The sequence below is a fragment of the Mesorhizobium sp. B1-1-1 genome, from assembly GCF_006442955.1.
Classification (GTDB): domain Bacteria; phylum Pseudomonadota; class Alphaproteobacteria; order Rhizobiales; family Rhizobiaceae; genus Mesorhizobium.
Genome location: NZ_VFWW01000007.1, coordinates 105,404 through 121,401, shown reverse-complemented (window position 1 = coordinate 121,401; position 15,998 = coordinate 105,404). Strand labels below are relative to the sequence as shown.

The 15,998-nt window shown below is 62.7% G+C and carries 17 protein-coding genes and 1 pseudogene; 12 read left to right on the top strand and 6 right to left on the bottom strand.

What is annotated here, in order from left to right; all coding sequences use genetic code 11:
- Window positions 1-16: 16 nt before the first annotated feature.
- From ctaD to rnhA, 11 genes and pseudogenes are all read left to right on the top strand, one after another.
- Entirely contained in the window at window positions 17-1,669 is a 1,653-nt protein-coding gene (ctaD, locus tag FJ986_RS15880; protein WP_140494972.1) for a cytochrome c oxidase subunit I, read from the top strand.
- A 72-nt stretch (window positions 1,670-1,741) separates the two neighbouring features.
- Window positions 1,742-2,686 (top strand): heme o synthase, encoded by a 945-nt coding sequence (locus tag FJ986_RS15875; protein WP_140494970.1) that lies wholly within the window; start codon window positions 1,742-1,744, stop codon window positions 2,684-2,686.
- A 2-nt stretch (window positions 2,687-2,688) separates the two neighbouring features.
- Window positions 2,689-2,850 carry a hypothetical protein gene (locus FJ986_RS15870; RefSeq protein WP_140494968.1) on the top strand — a complete coding sequence of 54 codons (162 nt, stop codon included), beginning with the start codon at window positions 2,689-2,691 and terminating at the stop codon, window positions 2,848-2,850.
- Between the two features lie 8 nt (window positions 2,851-2,858).
- Window positions 2,859-3,491: a cytochrome c oxidase assembly protein gene (locus FJ986_RS15865; RefSeq protein ID WP_140514826.1), complete on the top strand. Its 633-nt coding sequence runs from the start codon at window positions 2,859-2,861 to the stop codon at window positions 3,489-3,491.
- A 1-nt stretch (window position 3,492) separates the two neighbouring features.
- Window positions 3,493-4,371, top strand: coding sequence for a cytochrome c oxidase subunit 3 (locus FJ986_RS15860; protein ID WP_140674962.1), 879 nt, complete (start codon window positions 3,493-3,495; stop codon window positions 4,369-4,371).
- Window positions 4,372-4,447: 76 nt separating this feature from the next.
- Window positions 4,448-4,632: pseudogene (locus tag FJ986_RS30845) on the top strand (L,D-transpeptidase family protein); the annotation flags it as partial.
- A gap of 3 nt (window positions 4,633-4,635) precedes the next feature.
- Complete coding sequence (locus FJ986_RS15850; protein WP_140494962.1) at window positions 4,636-5,022, top strand: DUF983 domain-containing protein; 387 nt, start codon at window positions 4,636-4,638, stop codon at window positions 5,020-5,022.
- Window positions 5,019-5,771, top strand: a complete 753-nt coding sequence (locus FJ986_RS15845; RefSeq protein WP_181169779.1) for an SURF1 family protein — start codon at window positions 5,019-5,021, stop codon at window positions 5,769-5,771. Before FJ986_RS15850 ends, FJ986_RS15845 begins: the two co-directional genes overlap by 4 nt.
- 87 nt (window positions 5,772-5,858) lie before the next feature.
- Entirely contained in the window at window positions 5,859-6,869 is a 1,011-nt protein-coding gene (gene ispH, locus FJ986_RS15840; protein WP_140494960.1) for a 4-hydroxy-3-methylbut-2-enyl diphosphate reductase, read from the top strand.
- 5 nt (window positions 6,870-6,874) lie between these two features.
- Window positions 6,875-7,837: a homoserine kinase gene (locus FJ986_RS15835; RefSeq protein WP_140520805.1), complete on the top strand. Its 963-nt coding sequence runs from the start codon at window positions 6,875-6,877 to the stop codon at window positions 7,835-7,837.
- Window positions 7,834-8,367 (top strand): ribonuclease HI, encoded by a 534-nt coding sequence (gene rnhA / locus FJ986_RS15830; protein WP_140494956.1) that lies wholly within the window; start codon window positions 7,834-7,836, stop codon window positions 8,365-8,367. The genes FJ986_RS15835 and rnhA overlap by 4 nt, the downstream gene beginning before the upstream one ends.
- 172 nt (window positions 8,368-8,539) lie before the next feature.
- Here the strand turns inward: rnhA and FJ986_RS15825 are convergent, their stop codons facing one another.
- The 3 genes from FJ986_RS15825 to FJ986_RS15815 all read right to left on the bottom strand — a co-directional run bounded on the left by FJ986_RS15825 (window position 8,540) and on the right by FJ986_RS15815 (window position 10,396).
- Window positions 8,540-9,019 (bottom strand): DUF2938 domain-containing protein, encoded by a 480-nt coding sequence (locus FJ986_RS15825; RefSeq protein ID WP_140674959.1) that lies wholly within the window; start codon window positions 9,017-9,019, stop codon window positions 8,540-8,542.
- A gap of 2 nt (window positions 9,020-9,021) precedes the next feature.
- The gene (locus FJ986_RS15820) at window positions 9,022-9,504 is read right to left on the bottom strand and encodes a peroxiredoxin (RefSeq protein WP_140514835.1); all 483 of its coding nucleotides are present in this window, start codon (window positions 9,502-9,504) and stop codon (window positions 9,022-9,024) included.
- Window positions 9,505-9,589: 85 nt separating this feature from the next.
- Window positions 9,590-10,396: a protein-disulfide reductase DsbD domain-containing protein gene (locus FJ986_RS15815; protein ID WP_140674956.1), complete on the bottom strand. Its 807-nt coding sequence runs from the start codon at window positions 10,394-10,396 to the stop codon at window positions 9,590-9,592.
- Window positions 10,397-10,565: 169 nt separating this feature from the next.
- On the opposite strand from FJ986_RS15815, the gene FJ986_RS15810 reads away from it, so the two are divergent.
- Window positions 10,566-11,174 carry a YqgE/AlgH family protein gene (locus tag FJ986_RS15810; protein ID WP_140494949.1) on the top strand — a complete coding sequence of 203 codons (609 nt, stop codon included), beginning with the start codon at window positions 10,566-10,568 and terminating at the stop codon, window positions 11,172-11,174.
- Window positions 11,175-11,196: 22 nt separating this feature from the next.
- Here the strand turns inward: FJ986_RS15810 and FJ986_RS15805 are convergent, their stop codons facing one another.
- Genes FJ986_RS15805 through FJ986_RS15795 form a run of 3 tightly spaced genes read right to left on the bottom strand, consistent with a single transcriptional unit; the run spans window position 11,197 to window position 15,993 of the window.
- A complete protein-coding gene (locus FJ986_RS15805) occupies window positions 11,197-14,085 on the bottom strand; it encodes an EAL domain-containing protein (RefSeq protein ID WP_140514838.1) in 2,889 nt (962 codons plus the stop codon).
- Window positions 14,086-14,088: 3 nt separating this feature from the next.
- Window positions 14,089-14,685 (bottom strand): GNAT family protein, encoded by a 597-nt coding sequence (locus FJ986_RS15800; protein ID WP_140494945.1) that lies wholly within the window; start codon window positions 14,683-14,685, stop codon window positions 14,089-14,091.
- Window positions 14,686-14,700: 15 nt separating this feature from the next.
- Window positions 14,701-15,993, bottom strand: a complete 1,293-nt coding sequence (locus FJ986_RS15795) for a pitrilysin family protein (RefSeq protein WP_140494943.1) — start codon at window positions 15,991-15,993, stop codon at window positions 14,701-14,703.
- Window positions 15,994-15,998: the final 5 nt, after the last annotated feature.

Sequence of the window (15,998 nt, the reverse complement as noted above, 5' to 3'; positions counted from 1 at the left end):
GGGAACGGAGCGGAACATGGCAGACGCTGCAGCTCACGACGGGCACGACCACAAGCCTTATCATGGTTGGGTGCGCTGGGTTTATTCGACCAACCACAAGGACATCGGTACGCTCTACCTGATCTTCGCGATCATGGCCGGCATCATCGGCGGCGCGCTGTCGGTCGCCATCCGCATGGAGTTGCAGGAGCCTGGCATCCAGATCTTCAGCGGTCTGGCGCAGATGGTCTACGGCATGAACGGTGACGCCGCGATCGACGGCGGCAAGAGCATGTACAACGCCTTCGCCACGGCGCACGCGCTGATCATGATCTTCTTCATGGTCATGCCGGCCCTGATCGGCGGTTTTGCCAACTGGATGGTGCCGATCATGATCGGCGCCCCGGACATGGCGTTCCCGCGCATGAACAACATCTCGTTCTGGCTGCTGCCGCCGGCTTTCATCCTGCTGCTTATCTCGATGTTCGTGCCGAGCGCGCCTGGCGCCTACGGCGTCGGCGGCGGCTGGACGCTCTATCCGCCGCTTTCGACCTCCGGTCAGCCCGGTCCGGCCATGGATCTGGCGATCCTGTCGATCCACATCGCCGGCGCGTCCTCGATCCTGGGTGCCATCAACTTCATCACCACCATCTTCAACATGCGCGCGCCAGGCATGACGCTGCACAAGATGCCGCTGTTTGCCTGGTCGGTGCTGGTCACCGCATTCCTGCTGCTGTTGTCGCTTCCGGTCCTTGCCGGCGGCATCACCATGCTGCTTACCGACCGCAATTTCGGCACGACCTTTTTCGCTCCCGACGGCGGCGGCGATCCGCTGCTGTTCCAGCACCTGTTCTGGTTCTTCGGCCATCCGGAAGTGTATATCCTGATCCTGCCGGGCTTCGGCATCATCAGCCATATCGTCTCGACCTTCTCGCGCAAGCCGGTGTTTGGCTATCTCGGCATGGCCTACGCCATGGTCGCGATCGGCGCGGTCGGCTTCATCGTCTGGGCGCACCACATGTACACGACCGGCCTGTCGCTCGACACGCAGCGCTACTTCGTCTTCGCCACCATGGTCATCGCGGTGCCGACGGGCGTAAAGATCTTCTCCTGGATCGCGACGATGTGGGGCGGATCGATATCGTTCAAGCCGCCGATGCTGTGGGCGCTGGGCTTCATCTTCCTGTTCACGATCGGTGGCGTCACCGGGGTTCAACTGGCCAATGCCGGTCTCGACCGGTCGCTGCACGACACCTATTTCGTGATCGCGCATTTCCACTACGTGCTGTCGCTGGGGGCGGTGTTCGCCATCTTCGCCGGCTGGTACTACTGGTTCCCGAAGATGACCGGCTACATGTATTCGCCTGTCATCGCCAACACCCATTTCTGGGTCATGTTCGTCGGCGTCAACCTTGTCTTCTTCCCGCAGCACTTCCTCGGCCTTGCCGGCATGCCGCGCCGCACCATCGACTATCCGGACGCGTTTGCGGGCTGGAACATGGTGTCGTCCTACGGTTCGTACATTTCGGCCGTCGGCGTGGTGATCTTCCTCTATGGCGTGTTCGAAGCCTTCCAGAAGAAGCGGATCGCTGGCGCCAATCCATGGGGCGAGGGCGCAACGACGCTGGAATGGCAGCTGCCGTCGCCGCCGCCGTTCCACCAATGGGAGCAGCTGCCGAAGATCAAATAAGGCGGCAGCCCGGAATCGAAACCGCCGGCCTGCCGGCGGTTTCGGCCAAACGGAATATGGATTTGAGTACGCATGGCCCTTGTCGACGAAACCAGCATTGACGAAGCGGGCTTCCGCATGTCGGAAGCGACGGCGGGTGATTTCTTCGCCCTCCTGAAGCCGCGCGTCATGTCGCTGGTGGTGTTCACCGCCTTTGTCGGACTGGTCGCGGCACCCGTGACCATCAATCCGCTGCTGGCGGTGATCGCGATCCTGGCTATTGCCATCGGGGCTGGTGCCTCCGGCGCGCTCAATATGTGGTACGATGCCGATATCGACGCGGTGATGACACGCACCGCCACCCGCCCGGTGCCGGCCGGCCGCATCCAGCCCCACGAGGCGTTGAGCTTTGGGTTGGTGCTTTCGGTTTTGTCGGTGATGACGCTCGGCGTGCTGGTCAACTGGCTGTCGGCGGCGCTGCTGGCCTTCACCATCTTCTTCTATGCCGTCGTCTACACAATGTGGCTGAAGCGCTGGACGCCGCAGAACATCGTCATCGGCGGTGCTGCCGGCGCCATTCCGCCCGTGATCGGCTGGGCCGCGGTGACCGGCACGGTCAGCCTGGAGAGCGTCGTCCTGTTCCTCATCATCTTCCTGTGGACGCCGCCGCATTTCTGGGCGCTGGCGCTGTTCAAGTCGCAGGATTATGAACGCGCCGGCATCCCGATGATGCCCAATGTCGCCGGCCCGGCGTCGACCCGCCGTCAGATCTTCGCCTATGCTCTGGTGCTGGCCCCGGTCGGTGTGCTGCCGTGGCTGCTTGGCTACACCACGCCGTTCTATGGCGTGGCTGCCCTGCTGCTCGGGCTCGGCTTTGTCTGGTATGCGTGGAAAGTGCTTGGCATGTCCGACGACGATCGCGCGATGAAGCCAGCCAAGGCGTTGTTCGGCTATTCGCTGCTCTATCTCTTCGCCATCTTCGCCGTCTATCTCGCCGACAGCGTCGTCGAACGTGCACTTGCGGTGGGTGGAGCATGAGCATGATCGAAGACAAGCTCGAAACGGTCACCTTGACCGAACGCCAGCGGAAGGCCCGGCGCAACCGCTCGGTCGCCATCGGCGTAGCCTTGGCCGTGCTGGTCGTTATCTTCTATATCGCGACGATCGTGAAGTTCGGTCATAACCTCTCTGGCACGATGTGAGGCGGGAGATGGGTGTCGACACGAGCGCCAAACCGGCCGGGCACAACAGCAACCGCCTTGTTGCGGCCGTCTGCCTTGCCTTCTTCACCGGCATGATCGGCATGGCCTATGCCGCGGTGCCGCTGTACAAGATGTTCTGCCAGGCGACAGGCTATGGCGGCACGACGCAACGCGTCGAGAAGCAGTATGCCGGCCGCGTGCTCGATCGCGAGATCACCGTCCGCTTCGATGCCAATATCGCCGGCGTGCCGTGGGATTTCCAGCCGGTCCAGCGCTCGATGACCATGAAGATCGGCGAGACGGTGCAGGCGCACTATCAGGCGACCAACAAGTTCGATCGCCCCATCACCGGCCGCGCCACCTTCAATGTCCAGCCTGAACTGGCGGGTCCCTATTTCAACAAGGTCGAATGCTTCTGCTTCACCGACACCACGCTGAAGCCCGGCGAAACGCTTGACATGCCGGTCCTGTTTTACGTGGACCCCGATATCGTCAACGTGCCGGAACTGAAGGACGTGAAGACGATCACCCTGTCCTACACGATGTTTCCGGTCGAGAAGAACAAGCCGGTCGCATCGTCAGAGCCGGTCCAGGGCAACAGCAAGACAATTTCAAATACCGAAGGAAATCTCGGGGGTTGATATGGCAGACGCGCACGCAAAACATCACGACTATCATCTCGTCGACCCGAGCCCGTGGCCTTTCCTGGGATCGATAGGGGCGCTCGTCACCGCCTTTGGCGGCGTTTGCCTCATGGAATACCTGAAGGGCGGCTCGTTCCCGATCTTCGGCTTCAACATCGCCAATCCGTGGCTGTTCTTCATCGGCCTCGCGATCGTCCTCTACACCATGTTCGCCTGGTGGTCGGACACGATCAAGGAAGCGCATGAGGGCCATCACACGCGGGTCGTGTCGTTGCATCTGCGCTATGGCATGATCATGTTCATCGCCTCCGAGGTGATGTTCTTCGTCGCTTGGTTCTGGGCCTATTTCGATGCCAGCCTGTTTCCGAGCGAAGCCCACCAATATGCCCGCACCGCGTTCACCGGCGGTGTCTGGCCGCCGAAGGGCATGGAGGTTCTCGATCCTTTCCACCTGCCGCTCTATAACACCGTGATCCTGCTGTTGTCGGGCACCACGGTCACCTGGGCGCACCACTCCCTTATCCACGGCGATCGCAAGGGGCTGATCAACGGGCTGGTGCTGACCGTCGGCCTCGGCATGCTGTTCACCATGGTGCAGGCCTACGAGTACATGCATGCTCCGTTCGCCTTCAAGGATTCCATCTACGGCGCCACCTTCTTCATGGCGACCGGCTTCCACGGCTTCCATGTCATCATCGGCACCATCTTCTTGGCCGTCTGCCTGATCCGGGCCATGAAGGGCGATTTCACGCCCAAGCAGCATTTCGGTTTCGAGGCTGCCGCATGGTACTGGCATTTCGTCGACGTGGTCTGGTTGTTCCTGTTCGCCTCGATCTATGTCTGGGGATCGATCGGCGCGGTAATCGAAGCCCACTGATACCGGTCTGATGACTTTGAAGGGGCGGCTGCGGCAACGTGGCCGCCCTTCTTCTTTTCGGTCCAATGCGATCCGGGCGGTTGCGAGGGCGCACAGTGTCGATGCCGGCGGTATGATCATGATCCACGGCCAGCCGAACGGATTCGGCGGCTGCTTCAATTGGTCGGCTGGACCGACGGCGGCATTGCCGTTACGGACTCCGGCATGGACGAAGTCTGGGCGGTGGTGATCGATGGAACACCCATCAGGATTGAGCGGTAAGCAATGAGCGACGACAAGGCGATCTGGCCTCCGATCGACCCTATTTCCGCGGGCTTGCATGGACGCTGCCCGCGCTGCGGCGAGGGGCGGCTGTTTTCCGGCTTTCTCACCGTAGGCAAACGCTGCACCAATTGCGGTCTTGATTATTCCTATGCCGATGCCGGCGACGGGCCCGCGGTTTTCGTCATCCTGATCATCGGCTTCATCATCGTCGGCCTGGCGCTCTGGGTCGAAGTGACGCTGAGCCCGCCGCTCTGGCTGCATCTGCTGGTCTGGATCCCGCTGGCGCTGGTGCTGTGCCTGACGGCGCTCCGGCTGATCAAGGGGGTGCTGCTTACGCTGCAGTACCGCAACAAGGCGGCCGAGGGCCGGCTGGATCGCGGCGAATGACCGACATGTCCGCCAAGGGCGGTCGTTCGCGGCCAGGATCGGTATTGCTGCTTGGCATTGGCCTCGTCCTGCTCCTGATCCTGCTGGCGCTCGGCACCTGGCAGGTCCAGCGCCTGCACTGGAAGGAAGGTCTTATCCAGACCATCGACCAGCGCACCCACTCGCCGCCGCTCCCGCTGGCCGAGGTGGAGAAACAATTCGCCTCGACTGGGGACGTCGACTACACGCCGGTGACGGTGACCGGCACGTTCCTGCATTCCGGCGAGCGGCATTTCTACGCAACATGGGAAGGCGAAGCCGGCTTCAACGTCTACACGCCGCTGGCCCTCGACGATGGCCGCTTCGTCCTGATCAATCGCGGTTTCGTGCCATACGATCTGAAGGATGCCGCCAAGCGCGCCAAGGGACAGGTCGCGGGCAAGGTCACGGTCACCGGCCTCGCTCGCAATCCGCTGCCGGCAAAGCCGTCGATGATGCTTCCCGACAACGACGTGGCGAAGAACATCTTTTACTGGAAGGACCGTGACGTGATGGCGGCGAGCGCTGGCTTGCCGGCGAGCGCCAAGCTGGTGCCAATCTTCATCGACGCCGACAAGACGCCGAATCCGGGCGGTTTGCCCATCGGCGGTGTCACCATCATCGACCTGCCGAACAGCCATCTGCAATATGCCGTGACCTGGTATGGGCTTGCCGCGGCACTTGCCGCCGTTCTCATCCTGCGGCTTCGCAGGCCAGCGAAAGAGGAATGAGCGCGACCGACCCGCTTGAAGGGCCATCGCCCTTGACAGGACGGGGGTAGGCACCTCATTTCGGCTCTGATCAAACGGCCCGGATTCATGCTTCAGACCACGACAAAGCCTTCTCTGACGATCCGCCTCTGCCAGCCGCGCGGTTTTTGCGCCGGCGTCGACCGTGCTATCCAGATCGTCGTGCTGGCGCTGAAGAAATATGGCGCGCCGGTCTATGTCCGCCATGAGATCGTGCACAACCGCTATGTCGTCGAGGGTCTGCAAAGCCTTGGCGCCGTCTTTATCGAGGAACTTTCCGAGATTCCGGCCGAACATCGGCAGTCGCCGGTCGTCTTTTCCGCGCATGGCGTGCCGAAGTCGGTACCGGCGGATGCCCAGGCGCGCAATTTGTTCTATCTCGACGCCACCTGTCCGCTGGTCTCCAAGGTCCACAAGCAAGCGATGCGCCACCAGCGGCTCGGCCGCCACGTGCTCCTGATCGGCCATGCCGGACATCCCGAGGTGATCGGCACGATGGGACAATTGCCGGAGGGTGCGGTAACGCTGATCGAGACCGAAGCCGATGCCGCGAGGCTTGCGCCGGCGGACCCGAAGGCGCTCGGCTTCGTCACCCAGACCACGCTATCGGTCGAGGACACGGCCGGCATCATCCGCGCGCTGCAGGACCGCTTTCCCGACCTGAAGGCGCCGGCGGCGGAATCGATCTGCTATGCCACCACGAACCGTCAGGAAGCGGTCAAGGATACAGCCGCGGGCGCCGATCTCTACCTGATCGTCGGCGCGCCCAATTCCTCCAATTCGCGGCGTCTTGTCGAAGTGGCTGAGCGTGCGGGGGCTGCGATGTCGCTTCTCGTGCAGCGCGCCGCCGAGATTCCGTGGGATGACATCGGCGACATCTCGACGCTCGGTCTGTCGGCGGGGGCATCCGCCCCGGAGATCATCGTCGACGAGATCATCGATGCATTCCGCCAGCGCTTCGATGTCACGATCGACCTGGCCATCACGGCCACCGAAACGGAGGATTTTCCCGTCATGCGGGTACTGCGCGATGTCGAACTGACGGCGGCCGACATGGCTTTCGTCAACGGGGCGCCGTAAGGCACATGGCGGTCTACACCGACGTTGCGGAAGGCGAACTCGGCGCATTCCTGAAGCACTACCCAGTCGGCGATCTCCTCTCCTACAAGGGGATCGCGGAGGGCACCGAGAACTCGAATTTTTTGCTGCACACCTCCAGCGGCTCCTACATCCTGACGCTCTATGAAAGACGGGTCGAAAAGGCGGATCTGCCGTTTTTCCTCGGGTTGATGGGCCATCTCGCCAAAAAGGGCGTGTCCTGCCCGCTGCCGGTAACCGCGCATGACGGCAGCGTCATCGGCACGCTGGCGGGCCGGCCGGCCGTCATCATCACTTTCCTCGAGGGTCTCTCGCTCCGGCGGCCGACATCGGTCCATTGCGCCGAGGTCGGCAAGGCGCTGGCCTCCCTGCATCTGGCCGGTGCCGACTTTCCGATGACCCGCCCCAATGCGCTCGCCATCGACGGCTGGCGCAAGCTCTGGTCGGCAGCTCGCGACCGTGCCGATGAGGTCGAGCCGGGCCTTGCGGCCGAAGTCGACGTCGACTTCGCCGACTTCGAGCGGAATTGGCCGAAGGGTCTCCCGGAAGGCATCATCCATGCCGATCTTTTCCCGGACAATGTGTTCTTTCTCGGCGAGAAGCTCTCCGGCTTGATTGATTTTTATTTCGCTTGCAACGACCTCTACGCCTATGACGTCGCCACATGCCTGAACGCCTGGTGTTTCGAGAAGGATTTTTCCTTCAATCTCACCAAGGGCAAGGCGTTGCTTGCCGGCTACCAGGATGTGCGGCCTCTGAGTAATCAGGAAAAGGCAGCACTTCCGATGCTGGCACGGGGCTCGGCGCTGCGTTTCATGCTGACCCGGCTGTATGACTGGCTGACCGTTCCCGATGGCGGGCTGGTGATGAAACGCGATCCGACCGAATACATCAGGAGAATGCGGTTTCATCGGACGATCAAATCTGCTTCGGAATATGGGCTGGCATGAGCAAACACGTTGAGATCTTCACCGATGGCGCCTGTTCGGGCAATCCCGGCCCGGGCGGCTGGGGCGCGATCCTGCGCTTCAACGGCGCCACCAAGGAACTATCGGGTGGCGAGGCCGAGACGACCAACAACCGCATGGAATTGCTTGCCGCCATCTCGGCGCTGAATGCGCTCAAGGAGCCTTGCACCGTCGATCTTCACACCGACAGCAAATATGTCATGGACGGCATTTCAAAGTGGATCCATGGCTGGAAGAAGAACGGCTGGAAGACCGCCGACAAGAAGCCCGTCAAGAACGGCGAACTCTGGCAGGCGCTGGATGAAGCCAATCGGCGTCACAAGGTCACCTGGATCTGGGTCAAGGGCCATGCCGGCCATACCGAGAACGAACGCGCCGACGAACTCGCTCGTGAGGGCATGGCGCCGTTCAAGAAGGGCCCGGTCAGGCTTGTTTCTACCCCACCCAAGCCGGTCTCGCAGTCCAAGCAGCCGGCGGTGGCAAAGGCGCGGCGTTCGACCCAAAGCTATTGAATTCCGGGGCGGCACCATCCCCAGGCTGGGATCTCTGTCATGCCGGGCCTGCACTATGTGACGCATCCCCAGGTTCAGGTGGACGCCAAGATTCCGGTGCCGGAATGGGACGACGCGCGCCGAATTGTCCACGGGTGGCGGCCGATCGGCAGGCCGGCACAGCCGCAGATCCTCAGCGGATCAGCAGCGCCGTACCGTAGAGTCCGAAAGCGAACACTGTGTGTGACACCAGATTCAGCGCCCGTACCTTCATCGGGTTGGGCCGCTTCGACGCTGCCCAGCCCGCGCCCATGCCGGGCGCCAGCAGGAACCAGCCGGCGCCGACCGTGACCATGCCGAGGATGAAAGCCGGCAGGAAAGTCGGCGCGACAAGCCAGCCCGCTCCGGCCACCACGACAAGGATGATGCCGTAGACGATGCCGACAAAATAGTGAAAGGCCCAGCCCAAAGCCGATTCGTGTACATAGGGCGTCGCATCGCCAATATCGTCGTGAAAGACTTTTTCCCGTAAATGCCAGACCCAGCGGCCAACGGGGGTCCAGTTCGGCCGTGCTTGACCGAACATCTTGTAGAGAAGAAAGGCCCAGATATCCATCAGCAGCGTGGCGCCGACGCCGATCGCCACGCTACGCCAGACGATGTCGAACGTCATGGTCAGAGCAGTTCGAGGATCTTGGCGGCGCCGGATTCATCGACGCCGGGCTTGGTCTCGACATTGAGGGCGGTGACCTTGCCGTCATCGACGATCATTGAAAACCGCTTCGACCGAAGACCCATGCCTCCGCCGGAGAAGTCGGCGTCGAGGCCGATCGCCTTGGCGAAGTCGCCATTGCCGTCGGCGAGGAACAGGATCTTGCCTTCACCGCCGGTGAAGCGTGCCCAGGCGCCCATGACATGGACGTCGTTGACCGAGACCACGGCGACCGTATCGACACCGCGCGCCAGGATGGCGTCGCGGTTCTCCAGGTAGCCGGGCAAATGATTGTTGCTGCAGGTCGGCGTGAAGGCGCCAGGCACGGCAAACAGCACGACTTTCTTTCCCGCAAAAATCTCGGCCGTCGTGATCGGCTTGGGACCGTCGGCAGTCATCGTCTTGAACGTCGTATCGGGCAGTCTGTCGCCAGCGGAAATGGTCATGAGTTCCTCGCTTGGGAGAATGGGGAAGGACGTAGCCTTGGGTAGCGAACTATGCGGTTTCCCGCAACCATCGCGGAGGGCTGGATCAAGGGAAAGGCAAGAGCCCTTCGACCGCGCCTGCCGAACTCGTCAGTGTATAGTGAAGTCCGCCATCCGTGGGGGTCGTCGAGGGCCGGTCGAGGATCGGCACGGTGAAGATCAGCTTGCCATCCTTCTGGCTGCGGGCCGGCGAACCGAACATGTAGTCGCGGTCTCCTGCGACGAAGAAGTCCGCCGCTTCCGGATCGCCGGGAAAGCTCGCCTCCACAACCAGCGTTTCATGGTCGCCTGGCAGCACGTTGATGCCGAAGTCGGATCTTGCCGGCGCGGGCAAGGCGGCGAAGCTCGCCTTGACCAGCTCCGCGTCCTCGGCATTGTCCGGGTCGGAGCCGGGGTCGACGGTCAACCGCGTCTGCACAGGGATGCAGATCGTCTCGCAAATGCCAAGGAAAATGTCGGCGTCGATGACGGACGGATCCTTCGCGGCCGACAGCGTGAACGTCACCGGCAGCGAGACCGGATAGTCGTAGCCCGCCCATTTGCCGTAGCCGTCGTCATGACGCTTCGGCGCCGGGAAGGAGAGGCTGGCATCGGAAATGTTGGTGCTGGCCGAGATATCGAGTTGCGGCGGCACGCCCGCGTCGCCCGGGTCGCGCCAATAAGTCTTCCAGCCAGGCTTGAGCGCTATGTCGAGAACGCCCCGGATGCGGCCGGCATCGTCGGGCTTGCCGCTCGTCACCAGCCGTACCTTGCCGCCTTCGCTGTTGTACCAGGCGGACGAAGAGGCGGCGGCTGGGGGTGTGATTGCCGATCCGACAGCGGCGCCGAGCAACAGGATTTTCAAGCTTTGCATGGTGATGATTTGATCGTCCGTTCATGGCCGTGCAATGATTTCATGGTCTTGCCGGTATCATATTTGCGTGACCTTTGCCGCAGGTAATGATCGGCCGGCGGCACGGGCTTGGTCGAAAACCGGCGCGGTACATCTTTTCGGCGCCCGGGAAACGCGTTACCCTCTGATTATGGACTTGTTGCGCCACAAGAAGACAGCCGCCGGCAGCGGCTTTCTCGACGATCAGTTCCTCATTGCCATGCCCGGCATGAAGGACGACCGTTTCACGCGCTCGGTCATCTACATCTGCGCCCACAGCGATGAGGGCGCGATGGGCCTGATCATCAACCAGACGCAGCAGATGCTGTTTCCGGACCTTTTGGTGCAACTTGGCATCATGAACGAGCACGAGGCGATCCGGTTGCCCGCCCGTACCCGTGATTTCGTCGTTCGCAATGGTGGGCCCGTCGACCGCAGCCGCGGCTTCGTGCTGCATACGGGCGATTACCGGGTGGAGTCTTCGCTGACCGTTTCCGACGATGTCTGCCTGACCGCGACCGTCGACATATTGCGCGCCATATCGTCGGGCCGGGGACCCCGTCACGCGCTGATGGCGCTGGGCTATTCGGGTTGGGGCGCCGGCCAGTTGGAAACCGAGATAGCCGAAAACGGCTGGCTGACCTGTCCGGCCACTCCGGAGCTTCTGTTCGATACCGACATCGAGCGCAAATACGACCGGATTCTCGCCTCGATCGGCATCGACCTCGCGCATTTGAGTGTAGCGGCCGGCCACGCCTGAGCTCCAGCGGCGTGAAAGCCAACTACGCCTGCGTCAGCGGATACTGTTCCTTCAGCGTCTTCAGCACCTGATCCCCGGGCATCGGGGCGCCGAACATGAAGCTCTGCACATATTCGCAGCCCATCTGGCGCAGCTCTAGCGCGTCGCGCTCGTCCGAAATGCCTTCGGCGACCACCGACAGGCCGAGCTCATGCGCCATGCTGACCATGGATTTGAGCAGCACGGCGCGTTTGGGCGTGCTGTCGTCCACGAAACTCTTGTCGATCTTGATCGTGTCGAAGGGAAAGCGCGTCAGATAGGCGAGCGAAGAATAGCCGGTACCGAAATCGTCCAGCGACAGGCCGATGCCGAGCTGCTTCAGCTTGGTCAGCACATGGGCAGTCTGCTCGGGATTGTCCATAACCAGCGATTCCGTGAGCTCGAGCCGGAAGCAGCGCGGCTTCAGATTGGCCCGCGCAATCACGGAGCGGACGTCGCTGACCAGGTCGCGGCGGATGAGCTGGCGGCTGGAAAGGTTGACCGAAACCGACAGCGGCGCGTCGCCGATCTGCTTTTGCCATGCCGCCAGATCCTCGGCGGCCTGCTGCATGGCGAACAGCCCAAGCTGTACGATCAGCCCGCAGCTTTCGGCGACCGGAATGAAATCCGCCGGCGGGATCATGCCGCGGCGCGGATGGTCCCAGCGCAGCAATGCCTCGAAGCCGGCGACGCTGCCATCTTCCAGCCGAACGATCGGCTGGTAGGCAAGCGTGAATTCGCGCCGTTCGATGGCACGGCGCAGGTCGGATTCGAACTGCAGCCGATCGGTGCCGACGGTGCGGAAGGCCGGGCGGAACGGTTCGATCCTGTCGCCGCCGAAGCGCTTGGCCTGATGCATGGCAAGCTCGGCGTCCTTGACCATGTCCTCGGCCGAGGTCTGCGCCGAGGTCCAGGTGATCAGCCCGATCGAGGCGGTCAGCACGATCTCGCGCTTGGCAAAGGTGATCGGGGCGTTGATGGCATGCTTGATGGCGTCCGCCACCGCCGCGATGCGGGCCGGGTCCTGCTCGGAAAGCAGCATCAAGGCGAACTGGTCGCCGGCGAAGCGTGACAGCGAGTCCTTCGGCTTCAAGAGCCGGTGCAGGCGTCGCGCGATGGTGAGCAGGATGGTGTCGCCGGCCGAGATGCCGAGCCCGTCATTGACCTGCTTGAAGCGGTCGATGTCGATGACGAAGACGGTCGGGCGCACCTTCTCTTCGGTCCGTGCGATCGAGATGATCGCCTCGAGGCGGTTCATGAACAATTCGCGATTGGGCAGGCCGGTGAGGTTGTCGTGCACCGCGTCGTGCAGCAGCCTCTCCTCGGATTTTTTCTGCTCGGTGACGTCTACCATGGTGCCGACACAGCGGATGACCTCGCCGTCCGATCCGATAACCGGGCGCGCGCGCAGCGCAAACCAGTGATAATGGCCGTCGGCGCCGCGCAGCCGGAAGTTCTGCGCCACCTTGCCGCGCCGGTGCTCGAGCACCACGTCGAGCGTGGTGCGGAACGTGTCGCGGTCATCGACATGCAGCACCGGCAGCCAGTTGCGGGCTGCACCCCCCAGGCTGTTAGGGGCGAGGCCGAGCTGGATGCTGACGTCGGGCTTGGTGACGACGCGGTCGCGCAGCACGTCCCAGTCCCACACCGTGTCGCCCGAGCCGGCCACCGCCAGCGCCTGCCGCTCGAGGTCGGAGAACAGACCCTGGTGCAGCGCGCCGCCGGCAAAGGCATGCTGCATGACGGTGAAGCCGATCAGCAGGATGATGAGGATCAGACCGCCGCCAAGCGCCGGCTGGGCGATGTCGTTGTCGAGCATGCCGGTTATCGCCATCCACGATCCGCATAGCCACAACAGCACCATCACCCAACTGGGCACCAGCATGATGGCACGGTCATAGCCGCGTATGCCGAGGAAGATGATCAGGCCGAGCCCGGTCAGCGCGGTGGCGGCGAAGGACAGCCTGGCGATGCCCGCGGCGACCGCCGGGTCGACGATGGCGACGCCGGCGATCAAGAGCAGCCCGAGGATCCAGACCAGCGCCCCATAGCTGAAATGGCCGTGCCATCGGTTGAGGTTGAGATAGGCGAACAGGAACACCACGAAGGTCGCCGCCAGGGCCACCTCCGTTCCCGCCCGCCACATCTGCTCGTTGCCGGGCGATATCTCGATGATTTTGTTGAGGAAGCCGAAATCGACGCAGATATAGGCAAGCACGGCCCAGGCGAGTGCCGCTGTCGCAGGGAACATGGAGGTTCCCTTGACCACGAACAGGATGGTCAGGAACAGCGCGAGAAGCCCGGCGATGCCGATGACGATGCCGCGGAACAGCGTGTAGGAATTGACCGAGTCCTTGTAGGATTCTGGATCCCAGAGATAGACCTGCGGCAGCTTGGGCGAGGCGAGTTCGGCGATGAAGGTGATCACCGTTCCCGGGTTCAGCGTCACCCGGAAGACGTCGGCGTCGGGGCTGCTCTGGCGGTCGAGCGCAAAGCCTTCGCTGGGCGTGATGGCGGCGATACGGGTCGAGCCGAGATCCGGCCAGAAGATGCCGGAATTGACCAGTCGGAAATGCGGCGCCACGATCAGCCGATCGAGTTGCTGGTCGGTGGTGTTGGCAAGCGCGAACACGGCCCAGTCGCCGGTGGAACGGGCGTCATTGGCCTCGACCTCGATGCGTCGTACGATGCCGTCGGGCCCGGGCGCGGTCGAAACCTGGAAGTTTTCGCCCTGGTTGCGGTAGATTTCCACGGCGCCGGACAGATCGAGCGCGACATCGTCGCGAGCGATCTTGATCGGTTCGACGGCAAAGGCCGAGGACGCCGCGCACAGCGTCAGGATCGTCGCGAGGACAAAGGCGAACAGCGGCCCGTTGCGCAGGAATTTCGTCAAAAATCAGTCCTTCGTTCCAGCGCCTGGCGGATCGTCCGCGATCCGGGCGTAGAGGTAGTGGTCCTGCCAGATGCCATTGATCCTGAGGTAGGATCGCAGAAGTCCTTCGCGCCGGAATCCGGCTTTTTCAAGCACACGGATCGACCTGATATTGTCGGGAATACAGGCCGCTTCGATCCGGTGCAACCTCAGCGTATCGAAGGCGAAGCGGGTCACGACCTTGACGGCGTCGGTCATCAGGCCACGGCCGCCGAAGCGCTCGCCGATCCAGTAGCCGACATGCCCGCTTTGCGAGACCCCGTGGCGTATGTTGCCGAGCGTAATTCCGCCAGCCAACCTGCCGCTCGATTTCTCGAATATGAAGAAGGCGATCGCCGTCCCTTGCGCATAGTCCTCGCGGTAGCGGCTGATGCGCAGTCGCCATGCCGCCCGATCAAGCTCGTCCGGCGCCCAGCGCGGCTCCCATGGTTCGAGGAATGCCCGGCTCTCGCCGCGCACAGTCGACCACTCCCGGTAGTCATTGGTGAACGGCACGCGCAGCGTCACGCGGTCGCCCTTCAGTGCCGGCAGGTCGCGGCGAAAGAAAGGGAGCGCGAACACGGCGCTTGTGCGGGCTTAGACGGCGAGCTTGCGGGCCGTGGTGGGCGTGCCCGGAAGCGAATCGAGGATCGCTTCGTATGGCGCCAGCGTACCCACGGGCCCTACAGCGGTAAGCGTCGGTTTGGTCGAGAACAGCCGTGACGACAGGTCGGTCAAACGATCGACCGTCAGCGCCGAGAGCCGCTCCATCAGTTCCTCCTTGGCGATCGGCCGGCCGAACAAGAGCAGCTGTCGCGCGATCTGCGAGGCGCGGCTGGCCGGGCTTTCCGCCGACATGATCAGACCTGCGCGGTATTGCGCGCGCGCCCGGTCGAGCTCTTCCTGCAGGATGTTCTCGCCGGCCTTCTGCAATTCCTCGATGATGACGGGCACCAGTTCGGCGATGTCGCTCTGCCCGGTCGCGGCATGGACGCCGAATATGCCGGTATCGGAAAAGCCCCAGTGGAAGGCATAGACCGAATAGCACAGGCCACGCTTTTCGCGGACTTCCTGGAACAGCCTGGACGACATGCCGCCGCCGAGGATCATCGACAGCACCTGCGAGGCGTAGAAATCGCGCACATGGTAGGCGCGGCCTTCGAAGCCCAGCACGATCTGCGCGTCCATCAGGTCGCGGTCCTCGCGGAAATCGCCGCCAACATATTGCGCATATTGCGGGATGGTGTTGTCGGCCTTGGTGCGGAAGCCGCCGAGCTGCTTTTCCACTTCGCGCACGAAATTGTCGTGCTTGATGTCGCCGGCAGCCACGATCACCATGCGCTCGGCGCCGTATTGGCGCTCGATGAAATCGTGCAATTGCTTCGATGTAAAGGATTTGACGGTTTCCGGCGTGCCCAGAATCGAGCGGCCGATGGTCTGGTGGCGAAAGGCGGTCTCGGTGAACCGGTCGAACACGATGTCATCGGGCGTGTCGTGCGCGGCGCCGATTTCCTGCAGGATCACGTGCTGCTCGCGTTCGAGCTCCTGCGGATCGAATTCCGATTCCTGCAGGATGTCGGCAAGAATGTCGACGGCCAGCGGCACGTCGTCGGAGAGCACCCTGGCATAGTAGGATGTGGTCTCAACGCTGGTGGCGGCGTTGATCTCGCCGCCGACGTCCTCGATTTCCGAGGCGATCTCGAAGGCTGTTCGCCGCTTTGTGCCCTTGAACGCCATGTGCTCGAGCAGATGGGCCATGCCATGCTCTTCGTCACGTTCATTGCGGGCACCCGACTTGACCCAGGCACCCAGGGCAACCGATTCGATGCTTGGAAGGGTTTCGGTGGCGACTGTCAGGCCGTTCGACAGACGGCTTACCTCAACACCCATATGGT